Source organism: Chlorogloeopsis sp. ULAP02 (assembly GCF_038404745.2).
In the GTDB taxonomy this organism is placed as follows: Bacteria; Cyanobacteriota; Cyanobacteriia; order Cyanobacteriales; family Nostocaceae; genus Chlorogloeopsis.
Window position 1 is genome coordinate 40,894 of the sequence record NZ_JAYKTT020000012.1, and the last position, 18,854, is coordinate 59,747.

Genomic DNA, 18,854 nt, shown 5'->3' on the forward strand with positions numbered 1-18,854 from the left:
CTTATTTTTCCCAGCATGATCGCAATTACTAACCTCCCCAGTCAATACGAACCCTTTACCACTGAAGCGAAGTGGCAAAAATTTTGGGAAGAAAACCACATTTACAAAGCAGATCCAAATAAAGGTGGTAAACCCTATTGCATCGTTATTCCACCGCCTAACGTCACTGGCAGTTTGCATATGGGACACGCCTTTGACAATAGCCTGATTGACGTTTTAGTGCGCTACCACCGGATGAAAGGGCGCAATGCCCTTTATCTGCCAGGAACAGATCATGCCAGCATCGCCGTACACACTGTTCTTGAAAAACAACTTAAGGCTGAAGGCAAAACTCGCTACGAATTAGGGCGCGAGAAGTTTCTAGAACGCGCTTGGCAATGGAAGGAAGAATCTAAGGGGACAATTGTTGGACAGTTGCGACGTTTAGGTGTTTCTGTAGACTGGACGCGGGAACGTTTTACTCTGGATGAAGGTTTATCCAAAGCTGTTTCGGAAGCTTTTAATCGTCTCTACGAAGAGGAGTTGATTTATCGCGGGAAATACTTAGTTAACTGGTGTCCAGAGTCACAATCTGCGGTTTCAGATTTAGAGGTGGAAGCCAAAGAGGTGAATGGTAATCTCTGGCACTTCCGCTATCCGCTTACGGATGGTTCGGGTCATGTGGAAGTGGCGACAACTCGTCCGGAAACGATGCTCGGCGATACAGCAGTGGCTGTAAATCCCAATGATGAACGCTACAAAAATCTGATTGGGAAAACAGTCACGCTGCCAATTATGAATCGGGAAATTCCTATTATTGGTGATGAGTTGGTTGATCCCGCTTTTGGGACGGGTTGCGTGAAGGTGACGCCTGCCCACGATCCAAATGATTTTGAAATGGGTCAAAGGCACAATCTGCCGTTTATCAATATTATGAATAAGGACGGTACGCTGAATGAGAATGCCGGGGAATTTCAAGGACAAGACCGCTTTGTAGCTAGAAAGAATGTGGTTGCTCGCCTTGAAGCTGACGGCTTTTTGGTGAAGGTGGAAGATTATAAGCACACAGTTCCCTATAGCGATCGCGGTAAAGTTCCCGTTGAGCCTCTGCTATCAACGCAGTGGTTTGTCAAAATTCGCCCGATGGCAGATCGGTGCCTAGATTTTCTTGAGCAAAAGAATTCTCCCCGGTTTGTCCCTCAACGCTGGACGAAGGTTTATCGTGATTGGTTGGTGAAACTGAAGGATTGGTGTATCTCCCGCCAACTTTGGTGGGGACACCAAATTCCTGCTTGGTACGCGGTGAGCGAAACGGGTGGTGAGATTACTGATCATACGCCGTTTGTAGTGGCACGCAATCAAGCCGAAGCTGAGGAAAAGTTAAAATCTCAATTTGGCGAAGGAGTCAAGATAGAACGAGATCCAGATGTTTTGGATACCTGGTTTTCTTCTGGATTGTGGCCTTTTTCAACTTTGGGCTGGCCTGAACAAACGCAAGATTTAGCTACATATTACCCTACCAGCACTTTGGTCACAGGTTTTGACATTATCTTTTTCTGGGTTGCCAGAATGACGATGATGGCAGGGCATTTTACTGGACAAATGCCATTCGAGGATGTTTACATTCATGGTTTGGTGTTGGATGAGAATGGCAAGAAGATGTCCAAATCAGCTGGCAATGGCATCGATCCGTTATTATTGATGGATAAATATGGCACAGATGCTTTGCGGTATACCCTGATTAAAGAGGTAGCCGGTGCCGGACAAGATATCCGTCTGGACTACAATCGCAAATCAGATGAATCGCCATCGGTAGAAGCATCTCGTAACTTTGCTAACAAGCTTTGGAATGCAGCGCGGTTTGTGATGATGAATTTGGATGAGCAAACTCCGCAACAATTGGGAGAACCATCCGCTACAGAATTAAGCGATCGCTGGATTCTCTCTCGTTATAACCAAGTTGTCCAACAAACTAATAATTACATGGACAATTACGGTTTGGGGGAAGCAGCAAAGGGTTTGTATGATTTTATTTGGGGTGATTTTTGCGACTGGTATATTGAATTAGTTAAATCTCGGCTGCAAAAGGACGCCGATCCATCTTCTCGGCGCGTAGCTCAACAAATCTTGGCATACGTTTTGGAAGGGATTTTAAAACTACTCAATCCCTTTATGCCTCATATTACTGAAGAAATTTGGCATACTCTCACTCAACAAGCTGCTGATTCTAAGCAGAGTTTGTCTGTACAAACCTATCCAGAGGCGAAAACAAATTTAATAGATCTGGCTTTGGAAGAACAGTTTGAACTGCTGATTAATACCATCCGTACCATTCGTAACTTGCGAGCTGAGGCGGATGTGAAGCCAGGTGTGAAAGTGACTGTGAATTTGCAAAGCGATAGCGAACAAGAACGGCAAATTCTCACTGCTGGGCAGTCTTATATTAAGGATTTGGCAAAGGTTGAGAATTTAACGATCGCGGTTAGTGAGCAACAACAACAAACATTTACTGCTCAAAAATCTCGAATTGGTTGGACAAAAATAGCAGCCATTATTGGAGCGATTTACTTGTTCAGAATTGGGCTGGCGATCGCCGATGCCATTGATGACATTCCCTTAATCGGAACTTTCTTTAAAATGGTCGGTCTTGGTTATACAATGTGGTTTGTTGCTCGCTATTTGCTGTTCACTCAAGCTAGACAAAGGTTATTTGCCAAAGTTATCCAAACAACTGTTGACGATAGTCTGCCCCAGGTAGAATTACAACAACCACAAGAACCAGAAAAAGCCATTGCTGGAGTTGTGGGTACAATACAAGTTCTACTTCCCTTAGCTGGAGTGGTGGATATTGAAGCGCTACGTACTAAGCTAGAGAAAAGCCTTAACAAAGTAGAAGCAGAAGTCAATTCTCTCAATGGTAGGTTAAGCAATTCTAGTTTCGTGGATAAAGCACCAGCGCAAGTTGTACAGGGAGTGCGGGATGCTTTAGCAGAAGCCCAAAAGCAAGCGGAAATTTTGCGCGATCGCCTGCGTCAGCTAGCATAACTTTAAGTATCTAATTCTTGTAGAGCCGCAACCAACAAAACAAAGGTCATGCTATATCTAGCCCAGGTGCATAAAAATGAATTTTTAGATCAACTTCAGTTGCGGTTGTTGGCACGGCAGGAAGCTGAAAACATGTGGACAATCATCCCAGAAGAAGCTTTTATTCTTCTGGGAAAAAGCAAAACTCTAGCTGAGAAATTGCTCGTTTTAGTTGAGCTTTCTCCTACGGGTGAGATTGAAAAATTAGAAGAAGCCACGAACTGGGTGCTAGAGGTAGTAAAAACTTACCTTACTACTGGCATTACTCCTGAGTTTTTGCGTGAGGAAACAGAGCGAGCCGAACAGTGGCGACAAAACCTAACTTTGCAAACTCAAGATTTGGCGCGTCGCAGTTTGGAATTAGAAGCGCGTCGAGAACAAATTCAAGCCTTAGAAGAAAGCCTCAAACGAGAGAAAAACGGCATCAAAGAGGAGAGTTAATTAGAAGAGGGGCGCAAACACAGAGAATATTTTTGCTAGTTTCTCCCTGTCATTGTATCCTCACCACTGATCACTCGTACAATGGAAAAAAATAATCTTCACCAATGCTGGATTCTCAACCGAAGAGAAGTGCTAGCTCTGTTTAGGGCTGCCGGAACTGCAATATTTGTAGTGGGATGCATACCTAGAAAACCCACCACCGCGCAAACATCATCTCCAGTAAATCCTGCAAAATTACCCGCATGTGTAGTTATACCAGAGCAGACTGAAGGGCCATATTTTGTGGATGATAAGTTGAAACGCTCTGATATTCGATCCGATTCCTCCGACGGTTCGGTAAAAGAAGGTGTGCCACTCCAACTGAGGCTTCGCGTTTCTGCGATCGCTAATACTAGCTGCAAGCCACTCGTCGGTGCGATCGTGGATATTTGGCATTGTGACGCGCTAGGCGTATATTCGGACGTAAATGATCCAAGTTTCAATACAGTCGGCAAAAAGTTCCTGCGCGGGTATCAAGTAACAGATGGGAATGGAACCGTCGAGTTCACAACTATCTATCCTGGTTGGTATCAGGGCAGAACAGTCCATATCCACTTGAAGGTACGCACAGACGGGACATCAAGGCAAGGTTATGAGTTTACCTCACAGCTGTACTTTGATGATTCGATTACGGATCGGGTGCATACACAAGCACCATATGCCAGCAAGGGACAGCGCACGTTGAAGAACGCACAAGACGGAATCTTCCAAAGCGGTGGAGACAAATTGTTACTCGCACTGACTAAAACAAGCCAAGGTTATGCAGCAACATTCGATATTGGGCTTCAGACAGCTTGAGTAGCATCACAATTGTTATACTCTTGCTGGTAAAGAAACCTTTGTAGGTTGTTCTAAGCCAGTATTTTCACTTTTTCCAACTTCCTCCGACGCCAACAATTCTCGAATCAACCTAGTAAGTGCTTTTTGTGCCAATTGGCTAGCAATTTGTTGTCCCAAACGTTGTACGCCTGGATTTACTAACATTTGGGCAATTTGCGGAGCAATCTGCACTGGATCGAAGCCACGAGTTTCACGAAGAATATTTAAAATTCTCTTTATGTGTTCCAAGGTTTGCTGTTGCTCGGCTGTGGCAGCAGGAGTTTCGTTGATTGCTGTGACGCCAACCCGTTCTCGCAGTAAATAGGTGAAGTTATGCAAAATATTTTTACCCAGAGCTTCCGCACTTTTGACAACTTCATCTAGTAGGCGATCGCGAATGAAAGCACCACGTTCTGAAGATAGAAAATCTACCGCTTGATTCAAAACTAAGTTTAAGTCATAGTCCTGATTGCTACGGGCATTGCGTAACAAATTTTCTAGACGATTCCAGCGGAAACTTCCTTCCTTAAAAAGTAAATCTCGCAGTGATGCTCTTAATTCAGGTGAAGGATCTGTTAACAACCTTTTAGCAACGTAAGGATAAGCCTCACTTAAAACTTTAAAGTTAGGATCTATATAAATAGCTATACCTTCCAGCGTCACTAAAGAACGAATAATCAAAGCGTAGTAAGGTGGCACGCGGAAAGGATACTCATACATCAAAGCCGATAGTTCATCAGTGATACTTTTAATGTTTAACTCGGCAACACTAGCTCCCTGAGCATCGGCAAATACTTTCGCAAACGCTGGAATAATCGGTGTTAAATCTGTATCTGGTGATAAAAAATCTAACTTGACGTAGTCGTTTGCCAAACCTTCAAAGTCACGATTAACGACGTGGACGATTGCTTCAATTAAACCATAGCGCTGTGGTGGTTTAATTTCACTCATCATGCCAAAGTCTAGGTATGCCAATTTGCCATCGGTGGTAGCTAGTAAATTACCGGGATGGGGATCGGCGTGAAAAAATCCATGTTCGAGCAACTGTCGCAACGAACACTGCACTCCCACCTCGATTAAATATCTAGCATCAATACCTTGAGCGCGAATTTCTTCTGGCTGGGTTAATTTCGTACCGTTAATCCACTCCATCGTCAAGACGCGACGATTTGTATATTCCCAGTAAATTTTCGGTACGTAAACGTCTTTAATATGACCATATAGCTGATAAAACCGCTCGGCGTTTTCTCCCTCGTGAATATAATCCATCTCTTCAAAGATGCGATCGCCTAATTCATCGAGGATACCAACCAAGTCACTGCGGATGCGTTTAAAGTTTCTCTGCGCCCATCCTGCTAATCGGCGCAGAATATACAAATCAACGGTGATGCGCTCTCGCAAGTCGGGGCGTTGAACTTTAACGGCGACTTCTTCACCAGTTTTGAGCTTTCCTTTATAAACTTGCCCCAAGGAAGCAGCAGCAATTGGTTCTGGCGACAACTCGGCATACACTTCCTGGGGAGGTGCGCCTAATTCTTCTTCTATAAACTGATAAGCTATTTCGTTGGCAAAGGGAGGCAATTTATCTTGCAGTTGAGTTAGTTCTTCCAGATAGACTGGTGGAACTAAATCCGGTCTGGTAGATAAAGCCTGACCGATTTTAATATAAGCTGGCCCTAGCCTAGTCAGTAATTCTCGCAGTTGAATTGCTCGACGGGAATCATTTTTAACGACTATTCCCCGTTTGCTATCCCACCATATACCTAAAGCAAAGCGAATAGTTGGCATCAAAACCGCGATAATGCGTTGCAAAACTTGCAAAGGACGGCTTTGATAATAAGACTTGATTGCCAGAGGATCGTAATACAGTGCGGCTTCAGGTTCGGTTTTGGCGATCGCTAATGCTTGATGTGTTTCGGCTTCCTCCGGCGCTGATAAATTCACAACAGAAACTATTGCAGTATCTTCTGTTACTGCTTCAGGAGCTACTTGCAGGGAAGTAGGGGAAGATGTCTTTACATTCATGAACTTACCACCGCATCGGAGTCGAACTGTTAAGTATTGTAACAATATGTTGAGAATTTAGGTTCTCGAAAAAGGCATAAATCGGGTGAGAAGATGCAATTTTGATTTACATCTACTACCTACGATAATTTATCGATAACCACGTGATCGCCATTAAGAAAGTCTATCGCCCTCGTCTAACTAGATAAAAGTCACACTAAACTAGGTTTGGTACACCCAATTGGGCGTGCTTGTTCAGGGGTAACCGAGTAGCTTGCAAAAGCTCAAAAGCTAGATCAAAAAGGGATTTTTGACTTTGGCTAAGTCATACCATTATCCCTGATGTTGGAAGTAGCCGGCGTCTACCCTCACGGAGAATTTGGCTTGATGTTGTCTCTGTTGCGAATCGAAAATTTTGCCCTCATTGACAAACTGGAACTAGAGTTTGGCTCTGGACTAAATGTGTTGACAGGTGAAACCGGCGCAGGCAAGTCAATTATTCTAGATGCCATTGATGCAGCCTTGGGAGGTAAAGTTTCTAGTCGCGTCATCCGCACTGGTAGCAGTCGGGCGATGGTAGAAGCAACTTTTACTTCTAATTCTGCATTCGCCGCTTGGTTAACCGAACAGGAAATCGACTTAATCGATGATAACTCAGTAGTTGTCAGTCGAGAAATTACACTCTCCTCCGGAAAAGCTCGCAGTCGTTCGCGGGTGAATGGAGTGTTGGTAAATCAGCAGTTAATGGCGGGATTGCGTGATCGCTTAGTGGAAATTACCGCCCAAGGGCAAACTGTTTTGGTGGGGCAATCTGCCCAAATCCGCGACTGGCTGGATTTGTATGGTGGTGAATCAATGTTGCAGCAGCGACATTTTGTTGCCAATATCTACAATACTTACCAACAAGCCCACCAAATCTTAGAAAAACGCCGCACGTCAGAACGGGAACGCCTGCAACAACTCGACTTGCTGACATATCAAGTTAAAGAACTGGGAGATGCTAACCTGAGCGAAGCCGATGAATTAGAGCAACTCCAGCAAGAACAGCAACGTCTCAACCATGTCGTCGAACTGCAACAGATGAGTTATAAAACTTACCAAGCATTGTACCAGAGCGATGGCGAAACTCCAACAGCAGTAGACTTGCTGGGAGACAGTGAAGCAACTCTAACTGACATGGCGGAATACGATGCCCAGCTGCAAGTGTTATTAGACTTGGTAAGGGATGCTCAAGCAACCGTGACAGAGGTGGCACGGCAGATTAATACCTATGGAGAAAGTTTAGAAGCAGATCCCCTACGTTTGGAGGAAGTAGAAGAGCGGATTCGGGAGTTAAAGCAAATTTGTCGTAAATATGGCCCCACCTTGAGTGAGGCGATCGCATATTATCAGCGCATCCAAGCAGAATTAGCCAAACTGAACGATAGCGAACAATCGATAGAAAGTCTCGAATTGCAAGAACAGGAGTGTTGGGAAAAGCTCACTCAAGCTTGCCACAAGTTAACGCAGTTGCGTCGTACCGCAGCCCTGGAATTAGAAGCGGAACTACTTAAGGAACTCAAACCCTTGGCGATGGAGAAGGTGCAGTTCCAAGTAGAAATTGTGCCGACATCCCCCACCACCGCCGGAGCAGACAAAATTACATTTATGTTTAGCCCCAACCCTGGAGAACCGCTCCAACCTTTATCGGAAATCGCCTCTGGTGGAGAAATGAGCCGTTTTTTACTAGCCCTAAAAGCTTGTTTTTCCCAAGCAGACGCGACGGGAACCCTGGTATTTGATGAAATCGATGTTGGTGTTTCTGGAAGGGTAGCACAAGCGATCGCTGAAAAATTACATCAGTTAAGTCAAAGCCACCAAGTATTATCTGTTACACATCAACCTTTAGTAGCGGCAATGGCAGACCGTCATTTCCGGGTGGATAAGCAAGTAGTCAATCAAGTCAAAGGCAAAAAAGAACACAACGGCCATAGTGAAGAGCGTACAGTCGTCCGTGTCATCACCCTAGACAACTTAACTAAACGTAGAGAAGAACTAGCACAATTGGCAGGTGGTAAATCAGCACAAGAAGCGATCGCCTTTGCTGAGTCTTTGTTAACACAGGCAGCAAATCATCGACGCGGTGGTTCTGGGAATGATTGAACATCAAATTTCTTTTTTCTCTCAGCGTTCTACCCTGCGGTAAGCTGCTTACGCGTCTATGTGTCTGTGTGGTTTAAAAGTCGTTTATTTAACCGCAGAGGCGCAGAGTACACATAGTGTATAGGTTGAAAGAGGAATTTCTTGACCAAAAATTTTACCCACGTTGAAAGGGTTAGGGTTAGTTCACTGTGCAATTTGTGCAGCATCGGTGATTAAAGTTTACGTTTACTAGTCGCAACAGCTAAACTCATAACCGCAGCAGCTAATGCTGCCGGAATCAACGGAAACCATCCCCCCGGAATCATTAATAGCCAGATACAACTGCTATGCAAAACACCAATCACCAAACCTACTTTCAGAAGGGTGTATCTTAAGGAATGGGGATGCCAGACTGCGAATCCTCCCCCTAAAGCCCAAACGCCAATCCAGAGAATTTCTAAGGGTTCTGGTAAGTACCACAGCAGCGATCGCCCATCTAAAACAGTACTAAGAAGTTGACTAACCATGTGTGCTTGCACTTCAATACCCGTAATTGTCTGAATCCCGCTCAACTGGCGACTGTAGGGCGTCTACCAGCGATGATCGTTAAAGCTGGGGGCAATAGTACCGATGATGACAATGCGATTGTTAACGGTTGCCAAATTGAATTGGGGACTTAAAACTTCCTGGAGAGTGACAGTTTGGGCGATCGCTTTGGATGCACGATAATTGAGGAGAATTTGGTGACCTTTAGCATCTAGATTATGGTAGCCGCCACTGTTATTTTCTAAGGTTTTGAAGACGACTGACCCCAACTTGAGGCGATTGTCTGGTGTGATTGTGAATTTGATGCCTTCATCCTCCAGATAGCGCTTGGCTAACTTGAAGCTCAGAGAATATTTGCTTTGACAAGGAGACGAAAAACTCACCGCCAACAGTTGACGACGAACAATATCATCCGGATCTCGCAAGACATTATTAAAGCCGTGGCGATCGCGAGGAACTTCCGCAGGTGGGGGTACACCAGGGTTACCGTACTGACAAATAGCAAAAAATCGCTCATTTTGCTGCATCCGCTGTGCCAAGTTAGGATAGGTTTCGATCACCGGGCGATCGCGATACAAATCGAGTCCAATTGCTCTCGGTTTGGCTTGTGCCAACTTCGTTAATAACTCATCCAAAGCAATATCAGATAGGGATGCAGCACCTCTTTCTTCTGGTGGTTGAGACTGCACATCTGCCTCTGTAATTGCTTTGAGTTCTGCCGTCACCCACTGACGATGAAACACAGACTGATAAATGCGATTGAAAACTTGGAAGTATCCTTGCTGCTTAATTACCAAGCCTGATAACCGCAACTCTAAATATTCTGGTTCATTTTTGGCAATCACCTTACCCTGTTGCAAAATTCTCAGATAAAGCTGCAAAACCTTTTCACGAGAACGGGCGTGACGTAATTGGCATCGTTAATAGTGGTGGTGTGGCCGGATTTCCCTTGCCTGTATTGCGTTATTTTGCCAAACCAAATTCCCCCCAAGTGCAACTGCTACAACCAAACTCAGGGAATATACTATCAGCGAAACAACTTATCCGCTTTGTATGGCAGGAATTTGCAGGGGCAAGTGCTTACAAACTAGAAGTATACCAAGGAGAAACTTCAATATTGTCAGCAATTCTCGCAGCAGGTAAAACCAGCTATTTTGCTCCTCCTTGGCTCAAGGAGCGTTCAAGGCAACCTTTACGCTGGCAGATAAAAGCGCTGAATGCAGATGGTAGTGTGTTGGCAGAATCGGCAGTCAACGATTTTAGAATTCAGCCTTAGGCAGTTGTATATATGATATGTAAATCTTTGACAAACTCGATTGATTATAATAATGGCTTTACAAAAACCTATTCTCAGAGCGATCGCACTTGCTTGTGTGTTTTGGGGTATAACCTACAACATATCTGCATTAGCGCAATCCAATATATCCAATAGCAGTAATACTCAACAAAAGCGGATTTAGTTTATTTCCAAAGAGTTAGAACCACCAGATCATGGCACTCCAACTACAGAAGGTGGTACTGGTAGTCGCGGTGACTGTGTATTTAATAACAATAAACCACCGCTAACTCGTTTGGCAGGTGAGGGGCGATCGCGTTTAACTACCAACAACTATCCCACTTTTTGGGTGTACGTACCTTATACTTCAAAAGATTCCTCATCGGGAGAATTTTCTCTCCATGATGGTGAGGATGAAGTGTATCGCACCCAGTTTCCACTTTCTGCCAAACCTGGAATTATCGGTGTTGTCTTACCTCAAAAGGCTGCATCTCTACAAATTGGTAAAACCTACCGTTGGTATTTTGATATTAACTGCCCTGTGACAAATGCAACGGCTGAAGCAACACCAGCATCAGTCACTGGGATCGTTCAACGAGTGGCTGTTTCCGAGAAGTTGGCACAAGCCTTAAAATCAGCTAATTCTCCCTTGGAGAAAGTTGCAGCCTATGCAGAGCAAGGTATTTGGTATGATATGTTGACCGAGTTGGCATCACTGCGGTTAAGTGAGCCACAAAATAAAGATTTTCAGACAGTATGGTTGCATTTACTAACCGATCCTGCGATCGGGTTAAAGCAGATTGCTGAGGCAGAATTGATTGGGATATTAAATAAATAGAGGATTCCTTGATTTAGTCAGGGAAGTCAACAATTGTAAAGTGGAGGGGGAACTGATCGCGTCGCGAGGATGGATTTGACAACAGATACTTTCTCCAGTCTCCCTTAAGCTCGTAGAACGCATCGGTTGCCTCTGCTGGAATTTGACCTGCTACACTGAAGCGATTGATGACGTAGGGAAGTCCATCGGAACCAAGCGACGAACCGCTCATCAGGTGTAAGTGTAGATGTGGTGCTGACGAGTTCCCTGTATTTCCCAACTTACCCAGCACTTGCCCGCGCCTGACCCGTTCCCCTGATTTAACTGTGACTGAATTCTTTTGCAGGTGTGCATACAGTGCAAAGACATTGGGGCTAAGTCTAAGGATGACATGGTTGCCCAAAAGATTTTCTAGAGTGATTGTGCTGGGGTCTGGTAGGCTAGGTGGAATTTGTTCGGAGAGGGTATTCAGCGTTTCCACAACAGTCCCATCAGCAATAGCCAGGACGTCAGCCCCATAAGAGGGGAAGTTTGAGAGATTCTTTACATCACCCTTGACTACCCGTCCTTGATCGTCCAGTTGCATCCAATCAATGGCAAACCGCTGGGCAAAGTAGATTTGACCATCAATGGGCAATCCGGTACTCCGATGTCCGACATTAGGCGCACAACATCCATTGATTGCAACCCAGCCCTTGCCAGCCAGTGGTGGCCCGAAAACTGGAGTTTGAGGAGTGAGGGTGAACGGGGCTGCTGTATAGTTGAGCGGGGATGGGGGAGTTGGAACAGGGCTGCTTCCTCCTAACAGATTGAAGCGATGCAAAAGGCGGGATGGTAAATCCATACGCGAGTTGAACGCCAAGTCGATCAAAAACAGTCGTGTCCCATTAAATTCAATGTCTGGGCTACTAGCTGGCGAATTTCCCAGAGTTCGCAGTCGCCCCAGCAAATCCCTGCCTGCATAAGTGAAGATGACACGGGATGGAGCACTGGCATCAAGAACCTCGATTGTTTTAAGTGTGGCTGTTGTCGGATTGGAATTAGATAACTGTAATTCATAGACAACATGGTATTTACCATCAACACCAAGGACAGCATTAGTCTTGGGCATGAGGGTGGACACTACCAAGGGCGTCCACTGATTATTAGATTGAGTGGGTTGAGAACCACTAGCTATTTGTATACCAGCTACGATCGCCAGGACAATGATAGCGATCGCCAATGATACGAACCGTCTCCAGGGCCACAGAGAGTGCGTTATCATAAATTTCCTTAATTGTCAAAAACTTTGCTGTAAAAAACGCTAGGTCACAACGCCCAAAAAGCTGCTCGAACAGGTTCAGTCTGGGAAAGCCAAACCAGTTAGTGGATCGCGGATATATAGCCCTAGTGTGAGACTTCGCATCACTTCATCCCAAACGGGTGTGAGCTGCTCTGCCTGATCTGCCCAATAATCGAATGTAATCAAGCACTGAACATTCGATCCCAAACCAATGCAAGTCCGTGAAAAAGCCTCCCGTGGTTCTTCCTGAGTATCGATAAACTTAATCTCTGTCCACACAATCCTGGCAGTTTGACGCTTGACGGTAAAGATTTCTCCCTTTTCAATGACATTGCGATCATCGTCTTCTACCACTTTCTTCAGGGTGGCTTTGAGCGGAAACTGGCTCCAGTCATTGGGCGGCAGACGGTTGAAAGACACTTCTAGGCAGCAATCGTCTTTCGGCGGTTTTTTGTCGAGGAACTTGAACGATTTTTCTTGGGGCTTCAAAATCCAATTCTGGGGAACATTAAAACGAACAGCCCCCCGATCGCCGACAAAAATTTTGTAGCCTGGTGGAGCTTCCCAGTGATGATCGGGTTTTAATTCAAGCGTTTCTTTAATCCATTGGAGATTGCTTTTCTTACGCTTTGCCATAGTGTGTTTTGCAAATCAGCTGCTTTGCGATCGCCCACTTTAGTTAATAGTATCAAATTCCTCGGAGGGCGCATTGTCGCTCGTGCAACATACCACATTTGTATATGTACAAGGCTTCTGTGTAAGATACGTAAGTGTAGCTTGTCGTAGACATCACTCACAATCCTTCAACATCAAAATCACAGTAAATCTTCCTCAGTTAGCTGGGCTATTTTCATCAAAGCTCTCAAAGTTCCGACTTTCAAATCTTGATTTTGATGCACAGGAATTGACAGAATTTGTTTGTTCTATTTCGGGGTTTTCATAAATTATGATGACTGCCAGTAATTCAGCTCTTGAAGAGAATGCAGAAGTTTACAATCAAATTCCTAAACTTTCACTTAATGATGTAGCCTGAGATGATTGTCATTACTCAAAAGCATTGAAATCTGGATTGATTAAAACTATTCTAACTCTTATAAGTGGGCTGTTATCTTTTATCCAACCTGAAGGCAGAGCTTTCTGTGTTGGAATTGCCATTTAACTTTAATAACTGATAACTGTTAACTGATAACTGAATATTAAAACCAATTCCCTACTAAAACAAAAGGCGCCCAGTGATAGGGACGATTGTAGTCTGTGTTGGGATATTCTTTTAGAAAAGCTAGTTGCGTATTTCTGAGGGCTTCAGCTTTGGTAAGAGAAGGATTCTTCAATTGCTGATAGAGCCGATTCATAAATTCTGCTGTGGAAGCATCATTAATCTGAATCAATGTTGCCAGAGTACTACGCGCACCTGCACGAATGGCAATTCCTGCTAAACCAAGGGCAGCACGTTTGTCACCAACGGCAGTTTCACAAGCGCTGAGAATTAACAATTCGATGGGGTTATTTTCATGAGCATCACTGCTACGTAACAAAGAGTCTAAATCTCGGATATTAATGCGTTTCTCCCAATCAAGGATGTAAGTTTGTTCGGGATCGGAACTAAATTTACCGTGGGTGGCAATATGGACAATATTGAATGATTGTGTCTGAATATTTTGACGAATGTTTTCTTGGATAAATTGTTGATTTTCTAGTTTCTTACTTTGAGGGATTTGTTTACTAATTTCTGTTAGCTCAACAGCAACATTATCGAGATTTCCCAGGCTTTCTTTTTGAAAGCTAGGAGCTTGGGTTGCGCCAGCGAGTAAAGTATTAAAATTGCGATCGCGCCAAGTTTAAGAAGAAAATAACTGCAAACCAGGTGTGACAGCAACGGCATAATTTTCAATTAAGTATTGCTTTCCGTCGTAAAGCATGGCTGGGGGAATATTTCGTAGTGATCCATCCATGACAAGTGCTAGGGTTTTGATTTGATTTTGGGGATTTTGTAACTCTGCGGCGATAGGTTGAATTAACCAATCATAAAGTTGTTTCATAAAGTTGTTTGGATGCGACTTTAATTTGACTCAAGCTGGTGCTACGTTTTCTCAAGGCACTTAAGAGATTAGCAACTGCCCGATCAACTTGATTTTCAGATACATTAGCAATTCAGGAGCGATCGCCGCGACTTGTTGATAGTGTTGTAAAGCTGCGGTGTGCGATCGCTGCACTTGTTCGGGATAGTTTAAAACTTCTGCTTGTTTGGCTGTTGATCGTTCGATATTGCCTAAACTGAGTAATCCTTGACTCTCTAGGGCTGTATTGTGTATCTGTCGTGATAAAGTTACACTTTGAGTTAAAAGACGTTTCGCTGTTTGTAATTCTCCCACCCGGTTGTAAAGATTACCTAGATTTTGCAAACTGATAGCCCTTAATGATATGTCTTTGGTTTGCTGCACATCATTTTCTATTTGTAATAATTGCTATTGAGCGCGTCTGTAAAAACCGAGTGATTGCATGGCTTGGGCTTGGCTGATGCGACAACCAATAACACCCACAGAGTCTTTTGCTTGGCGGTAGGCAGTTTCTGCACGTTTCCAAGTTTCTAGGGCAGATTCTAACTGTCCGGTTGCCAATTGCAGATGTCCTTGGGCATTGAGAACTTGAGCTAGTATTTGCGAGTGTTTTGGTTGCCTGGATGCAGATTTCAAAATAGTTAAACTTTGGACGATCGCGTTTTGCGCTGCTTGCCATTGTCCCAGCTTTTGATATGTCAGGGAAAGTAAACTGAGGGCTTGGGCTTGATGTAGAGGAGAGTTTTTGGTTGCGTACTCCTGGGCAGCTTGTTTCAAGGTTTGGGCAGCTTGGAAAAATTGCCCTGCATCATAGGATTTTTTTGCAGTTTGCACCAGTCTGGCAGTGGATGTCTGGGCATAAACAGGGATAAACCAGTGAATTTGCAAACTCAGAATTAGAGTACAAAGAGCGATCGCTATCCAGCGAAGTGAGATTTTCATCACTGCCAGGAATGTTCTGTAGTTCAACTTTTGTTTTCACATTACCATCACGAGTTGGAAAAATTTCGCTAAAAAAGCCGTAAAATTACCTTAAGCTGTCAATTTGCGTTGAAATGGCAATTTGCTTGAGCGCCGCAATGTTAATCATCCTTTGGTGTCGGGATTAGATATTTTTTTGAAACGCAAAGGTACGCAGAGGTTGTCGCAGAGGTACGCGGAGGGAAAGAATTTTAAATATTTGTGTTTTGTGGTGCCGCTAAGTTTATCTCACGGCGCAAATTTATTTCACAGTTTTCGGGAATTTAATGTTGGGGATGGAGAACGGGTTTATTTTGCGAATCCGGCAGGGATTCAAAATATACTGTCCCGCGTTACGGGTAATACGCCTTCTAATATTCTGGGGATGTTGGGGGTAAGACGAAAACAGTGATATTATTGCCAATGCCTTCAACGGACGAGGGGGGCGCATTGATATCACTGCTAAGAATATCTTCGGATTCATTGTACGCAGCTGGGAAGACTTGCAACAATTGTTAAATTCTCAACCCTTAGATCCGCGTTTACTGCGAACTAGCGATATTAGCGCGATTTCTCAAACTAATCCTACCTTAAGTGGAACGATCGCAATTGATGCCTTAAATCTCGATCCCACCCAAGGAATTACGGAACTACCAGTAAATCTGGTGGATGCAACAAAACAAACTAATCAACAGCTGTGTAATATTAGCCAGAATAGTTCATTTATCGTGACTGGCAGAGGCGGACTTCCTGAAACACCCAACGCTACACTCAAACCTGATGCAACTTGGGAAGATTGGCGGATTTTAACAGATGAATCACCCAAGGTTTTGACAATGAAATCCATAGTTGAGGCACAGAGTTGGCAAGTTGATGCTCAGGGAATAATTCACCTGAGTGCTAAACCTGCATCTTCATTGTCTCAAGGTTGTGCTTACAGTGATTAACTTCGTCTACCAGCGCCGCTTAGAATACCAGCACCAATTGAAAACAAAATGATTGCCCAAACTATATAAGTAGGAATTGATTTAATTACACCAATTCCCAGCAAGAAATACACTATGGCAGTTAACGATAAAGCAAGACCGACAGAAACACCTATAATATACAAAAATCTTTTAGTTTCTGGGTTAGGGGACTGGCTCACAAATATCACTCCTCTAGAATCGTTGCTAGTAATTCCAGAATCATGTCACTCATTTTTGCATATTGCCATGCGTAGATACGTCAAATTTTAAGAGTAGCGATGAACAATTTCTGGTGAAAAAGCTGGCAGGTAAACTGCAATATACTCTTCAATCATTTTGGGTTTATTCCCTGCTGCTTGGATTCGGCATGGTGGTTGAGATGCGATCGCAAGCAAAAATCAAAATCCAAACTTACCCTACCACGCATTTTGGCGTAATTTGATCTGTTCCCCCAAGCCCGTTCCCTCTTAATAACTTCCCCATTTTTCTACAGCGCGACGCAGCGGCCCTTGTGGTAAAGTATTGATTGCAAAAGATTCGCTCTCAGATGCACGCTCTAGGGCTTCAAAAAAAGCCTGCACACCAGCTGCCGCACCATCGGGATGATCCATGATGCCTGTACCAGCGTTCAAAATGACATCTTGTCCGTAATCTGCTAAAGCCTTGGGAACAATACCAGGATGAATACCTGCTGAAGGAACGGGAAAAACACCACGACTACGCAAAATCTCTCGAATCTTACCTTCCTCAATAGAATCAAAGGGTAAACTGCCGTAGTGAGCGGGATACAACACAGCATCAGCACCAGCATGAGCCATTAAGGTTCCCAGTACCACCGAGTATGCCATGCCATAATCGGGAGCAGCACACATCGCTCCGGCAAGGGCTGGATGGGCAAAAATAGGGACGTTGATTTCTGGATCGGCTGCTAAAGCTTCAAGTACTGAAAATCCATAGGAAAGAACGTTTACCAAAAGCGCATTTGCACCTTGGCGCACCAAAAGACGGGCTTTCTCTAATAACTTGTCTGCCCTACCTGTGACGTTGACGGCATATAATATAGTGTGTCCAGTTTTTTGCTTGACCTGTTCAATTATTTTGCGACACTCTTTGAGGCGTTCCAAGGTTGGGGCAATATCGAGATCTCCTAGAATCTCATCATCTTTAATAATATCTAGCCCTGCATGAGCAACTTCTGCTAAGATTGCGGCGTGATCGGTTGCTGATAATCCTAGCGCTGGTTTAAAAATAGCCATAACTAGGGGACGCTCAAATACCCCAAGACGTTCTCGAATTCCAGCAATACCTAGTTTGGGATGTAGCCCATAATTTTGTGGCAGACGCACCGCTACTACTTTTGCTGCACCTGCCATCGAATATTTGCCAAATACCATCGTTAACAGGCTAGCAATATCATTTTCTACATTCGCTTCCGGGAAGTGAATAGTCGCGATACTATAACCTGCTTGGGCTTCTGTTTGTACTGATGTAACTTCTCCTAGATGAGATTGCAACGCTGCTTCTCGGTGAGCAAAACGCGCATCCCAAGTTCCCACTGTTTGCCCAACCGCAATGATTTTGGCTTGTGTTTGAGGATCTACACCCGCAGGGAAACGGTAATCTACTTCAATAGTCATTAGTTAGTAGTTAGTGGTTAGTGGTTAGTTGTTCTCTCCTCATCTCCCCTGCTCCCCTGCTCTCCTGCTTTGTTGTCCCCTTGTCCCCCCTCTCCCACTTCTTCACCTAAAGCGTCTCTAAATAGCTGAGGAGATCTGCCATTTCTTGGGGATTGGGCTGGAATTTTGGCATTGGAGGTGTATCACCACTAATCACCTGATGAATCAGTCCATAGGAGGATTTGCGTTTAGAAACCCCTTGTAAACTAGGGCCAACACGTCCATCTGCTTGCCATCCATGACAACCAGCACAGTTGATTTGAAAGATGGCGTTTCCTTGCACGGCGTTACCTGTTAGGGATAAAACAGTCTTGACGTAGGGATCTGAGGTTCTGATCGCGCGAACAGCAAAAATCCCCAAAATAAATGCAAGCAAAATCGCCAGAACTATTACGGTGATTCGCTGAATCAGAATTTTAGGTTGGGTAATTTGGTTATCCAAACGTTTTTGCTGTTAAATTAGGTGTACAAAAAATTTTTCATTTCATACACATAGCTTAAAATTTCTTTGATGTGTCTGCAAGCACAAATTGTATTTTTCCTTTGTCTAATTTTTACTCAAAACCATTTCCAGGCGCGGGATTGATGCTAAATTTGGTAAGATTGAGAAAAGGAAATAAATCTTTAAATAATTGCAACAAGGAGATTTAAAGTGGTTGAGCCTCTACTAGATGGTATTGTCTTAGGCCTTATCTTTGTAACTCTAAGTGGACTTTTCTACGCTGCTTACAAGCAATTTAAGCGCGGTAACCAACTAGGTATTTAAACTGCTGAGAGGGGATTGG

General features: G+C 44.1%; 19 protein-coding genes and 3 pseudogenes. 11 read left to right on the top strand and 11 right to left on the bottom strand.

The annotated features are described in order from the left end of the window. The first annotated feature begins 15 nt into the window (after nt 1–15). The 3 genes from U2718_RS07020 to U2718_RS07030 all read left to right on the top strand — a co-directional run bounded on the left by U2718_RS07020 (nt 16) and on the right by U2718_RS07030 (nt 4,341). Nucleotides 16–3,024: a valine--tRNA ligase gene (locus U2718_RS07020; RefSeq protein WP_341993216.1), complete on the top strand. Its 3,009-nt coding sequence runs from the start codon at nt 16–18 to the stop codon at nt 3,022–3,024. Between the two features lie 48 nt (nt 3,025–3,072). After that, nucleotides 3,073–3,504, top strand: coding sequence for a hypothetical protein (locus tag U2718_RS07025; RefSeq protein WP_341993217.1), 432 nt, complete (start codon nt 3,073–3,075; stop codon nt 3,502–3,504). 129 nt (nt 3,505–3,633) lie between these two features. Continuing rightward, nucleotides 3,634–4,341, top strand: coding sequence for an intradiol ring-cleavage dioxygenase (locus U2718_RS07030; RefSeq protein WP_341993218.1), 708 nt, complete (start codon nt 3,634–3,636; stop codon nt 4,339–4,341). A 15-nt stretch (nt 4,342–4,356) separates the two neighbouring features. Here U2718_RS07030 and U2718_RS07035 read toward each other — a convergent pair whose 3' ends face one another. Beyond that, complete coding sequence (locus U2718_RS07035) at nt 4,357–6,387, bottom strand: AarF/ABC1/UbiB kinase family protein (RefSeq protein ID WP_341993219.1); 2,031 nt, start codon at nt 6,385–6,387, stop codon at nt 4,357–4,359. Between the two features lie 366 nt (nt 6,388–6,753). Here U2718_RS07035 and recN point away from each other — a divergent pair, with 366 nt between their 5' ends. Beyond that, nucleotides 6,754–8,508, top strand: a complete 1,755-nt coding sequence (gene recN, locus U2718_RS07040; RefSeq protein ID WP_341993484.1) for a DNA repair protein RecN — start codon at nt 6,754–6,756, stop codon at nt 8,506–8,508. A 212-nt stretch (nt 8,509–8,720) separates the two neighbouring features. On the opposite strand, the pseudogene U2718_RS07045 reads toward recN, so the two are convergent. Then, nucleotides 8,721–9,878 (bottom strand): annotated as a pseudogene (locus tag U2718_RS07045) (CHASE2 domain-containing protein). A gap of 89 nt (nt 9,879–9,967) precedes the next feature. Here U2718_RS07045 and U2718_RS07050 point away from each other — a divergent pair. The 3 genes from U2718_RS07050 to U2718_RS07060 all read left to right on the top strand — a co-directional run bounded on the left by U2718_RS07050 (nt 9,968) and on the right by U2718_RS07060 (nt 11,147). Continuing rightward, a complete protein-coding gene (locus U2718_RS07050) occupies nt 9,968–10,309 on the top strand; it encodes a hypothetical protein (RefSeq protein WP_341993220.1) in 342 nt (113 codons plus the stop codon). A gap of 52 nt (nt 10,310–10,361) precedes the next feature. Beyond that, a complete protein-coding gene (locus U2718_RS07055) occupies nt 10,362–10,493 on the top strand; it encodes a hypothetical protein (RefSeq protein ID WP_341993221.1) in 132 nt (43 codons plus the stop codon). A gap of 111 nt (nt 10,494–10,604) precedes the next feature. Further along, complete coding sequence (locus tag U2718_RS07060) at nt 10,605–11,147, top strand: DUF928 domain-containing protein (RefSeq protein ID WP_341993222.1); 543 nt, start codon at nt 10,605–10,607, stop codon at nt 11,145–11,147. Between the two features lie 13 nt (nt 11,148–11,160). Here the strand turns inward: U2718_RS07060 and U2718_RS07065 are convergent, their stop codons facing one another. The 6 genes and pseudogenes from U2718_RS07065 to U2718_RS07090 form a co-directional block, all read right to left on the bottom strand. Beyond that, nucleotides 11,161–12,390 carry a M23 family metallopeptidase gene (locus U2718_RS07065; RefSeq protein WP_341993223.1) on the bottom strand — a complete coding sequence of 410 codons (1,230 nt, stop codon included), beginning with the start codon at nt 12,388–12,390 and terminating at the stop codon, nt 11,161–11,163. Between the two features lie 75 nt (nt 12,391–12,465). Beyond that, a complete protein-coding gene (locus U2718_RS07070) occupies nt 12,466–13,044 on the bottom strand; it encodes a hypothetical protein (RefSeq protein ID WP_341993224.1) in 579 nt (192 codons plus the stop codon). A gap of 179 nt (nt 13,045–13,223) precedes the next feature. Continuing rightward, nucleotides 13,224–13,307 carry a hypothetical protein gene (locus U2718_RS07075; protein ID WP_411813246.1) on the bottom strand — a complete coding sequence of 28 codons (84 nt, stop codon included), beginning with the start codon at nt 13,305–13,307 and terminating at the stop codon, nt 13,224–13,226. A gap of 297 nt (nt 13,308–13,604) precedes the next feature. Continuing rightward, nucleotides 13,605–14,447 (bottom strand): annotated as a pseudogene (locus U2718_RS07080) (CHAT domain-containing protein). Nucleotides 14,448–14,507: 60 nt separating this feature from the next. After that, the gene (locus U2718_RS07085; protein ID WP_341993225.1) at nt 14,508–14,849 is read right to left on the bottom strand and encodes a hypothetical protein; all 342 of its coding nucleotides are present in this window, start codon (nt 14,847–14,849) and stop codon (nt 14,508–14,510) included. A 24-nt stretch (nt 14,850–14,873) separates the two neighbouring features. Continuing rightward, nucleotides 14,874–15,407 carry a hypothetical protein gene (locus tag U2718_RS07090; RefSeq protein ID WP_341993226.1) on the bottom strand — a complete coding sequence of 178 codons (534 nt, stop codon included), beginning with the start codon at nt 15,405–15,407 and terminating at the stop codon, nt 14,874–14,876. Between the two features lie 271 nt (nt 15,408–15,678). Here U2718_RS07090 and U2718_RS07095 point away from each other — a divergent pair. Next, nucleotides 15,679–15,822: pseudogene (locus tag U2718_RS07095) on the top strand (filamentous hemagglutinin N-terminal domain-containing protein); the annotation flags it as partial. A gap of 106 nt (nt 15,823–15,928) precedes the next feature. Continuing rightward, a complete protein-coding gene (locus U2718_RS07100; protein ID WP_341993228.1) occupies nt 15,929–16,372 on the top strand; it encodes a hypothetical protein in 444 nt (147 codons plus the stop codon). On the opposite strand, the gene U2718_RS07105 is transcribed toward U2718_RS07100, so the two are convergent. Beyond that, nucleotides 16,369–16,572: a hypothetical protein gene (locus U2718_RS07105; RefSeq protein WP_341993229.1), complete on the bottom strand. Its 204-nt coding sequence runs from the start codon at nt 16,570–16,572 to the stop codon at nt 16,369–16,371. The genes U2718_RS07100 and U2718_RS07105 overlap by 4 nt on opposite strands. A gap of 113 nt (nt 16,573–16,685) precedes the next feature. Between U2718_RS07105 and U2718_RS07110 the strand changes: the two genes are divergently transcribed. Beyond that, the gene (locus U2718_RS07110; RefSeq protein ID WP_341993230.1) at nt 16,686–16,835 is read left to right on the top strand and encodes a hypothetical protein; all 150 of its coding nucleotides are present in this window, start codon (nt 16,686–16,688) and stop codon (nt 16,833–16,835) included. Nucleotides 16,836–16,860: 25 nt separating this feature from the next. On the opposite strand, the gene U2718_RS07115 is transcribed toward U2718_RS07110, so the two are convergent. Together U2718_RS07115 and U2718_RS07120 are read right to left on the bottom strand one after the other, a co-directional pair. Then, nucleotides 16,861–18,030, bottom strand: coding sequence for a RuBisCO large subunit C-terminal-like domain-containing protein (locus U2718_RS07115; RefSeq protein ID WP_341993231.1), 1,170 nt, complete (start codon nt 18,028–18,030; stop codon nt 16,861–16,863). Nucleotides 18,031–18,136: 106 nt separating this feature from the next. Next, on the bottom strand, nt 18,137–18,511 hold the full coding sequence (locus tag U2718_RS07120; RefSeq protein WP_341993232.1) for a cytochrome c: 375 nt from the start codon (nt 18,509–18,511) through the stop codon (nt 18,137–18,139). A 210-nt stretch (nt 18,512–18,721) separates the two neighbouring features. Here U2718_RS07120 and petG point away from each other — a divergent pair, with 210 nt between their 5' ends. Then, complete coding sequence (gene petG / locus U2718_RS07125; RefSeq protein ID WP_289790218.1) at nt 18,722–18,835, top strand: cytochrome b6-f complex subunit V; 114 nt, start codon at nt 18,722–18,724, stop codon at nt 18,833–18,835. The last annotated feature ends 19 nt before the right edge of the window (nt 18,836–18,854 follow it).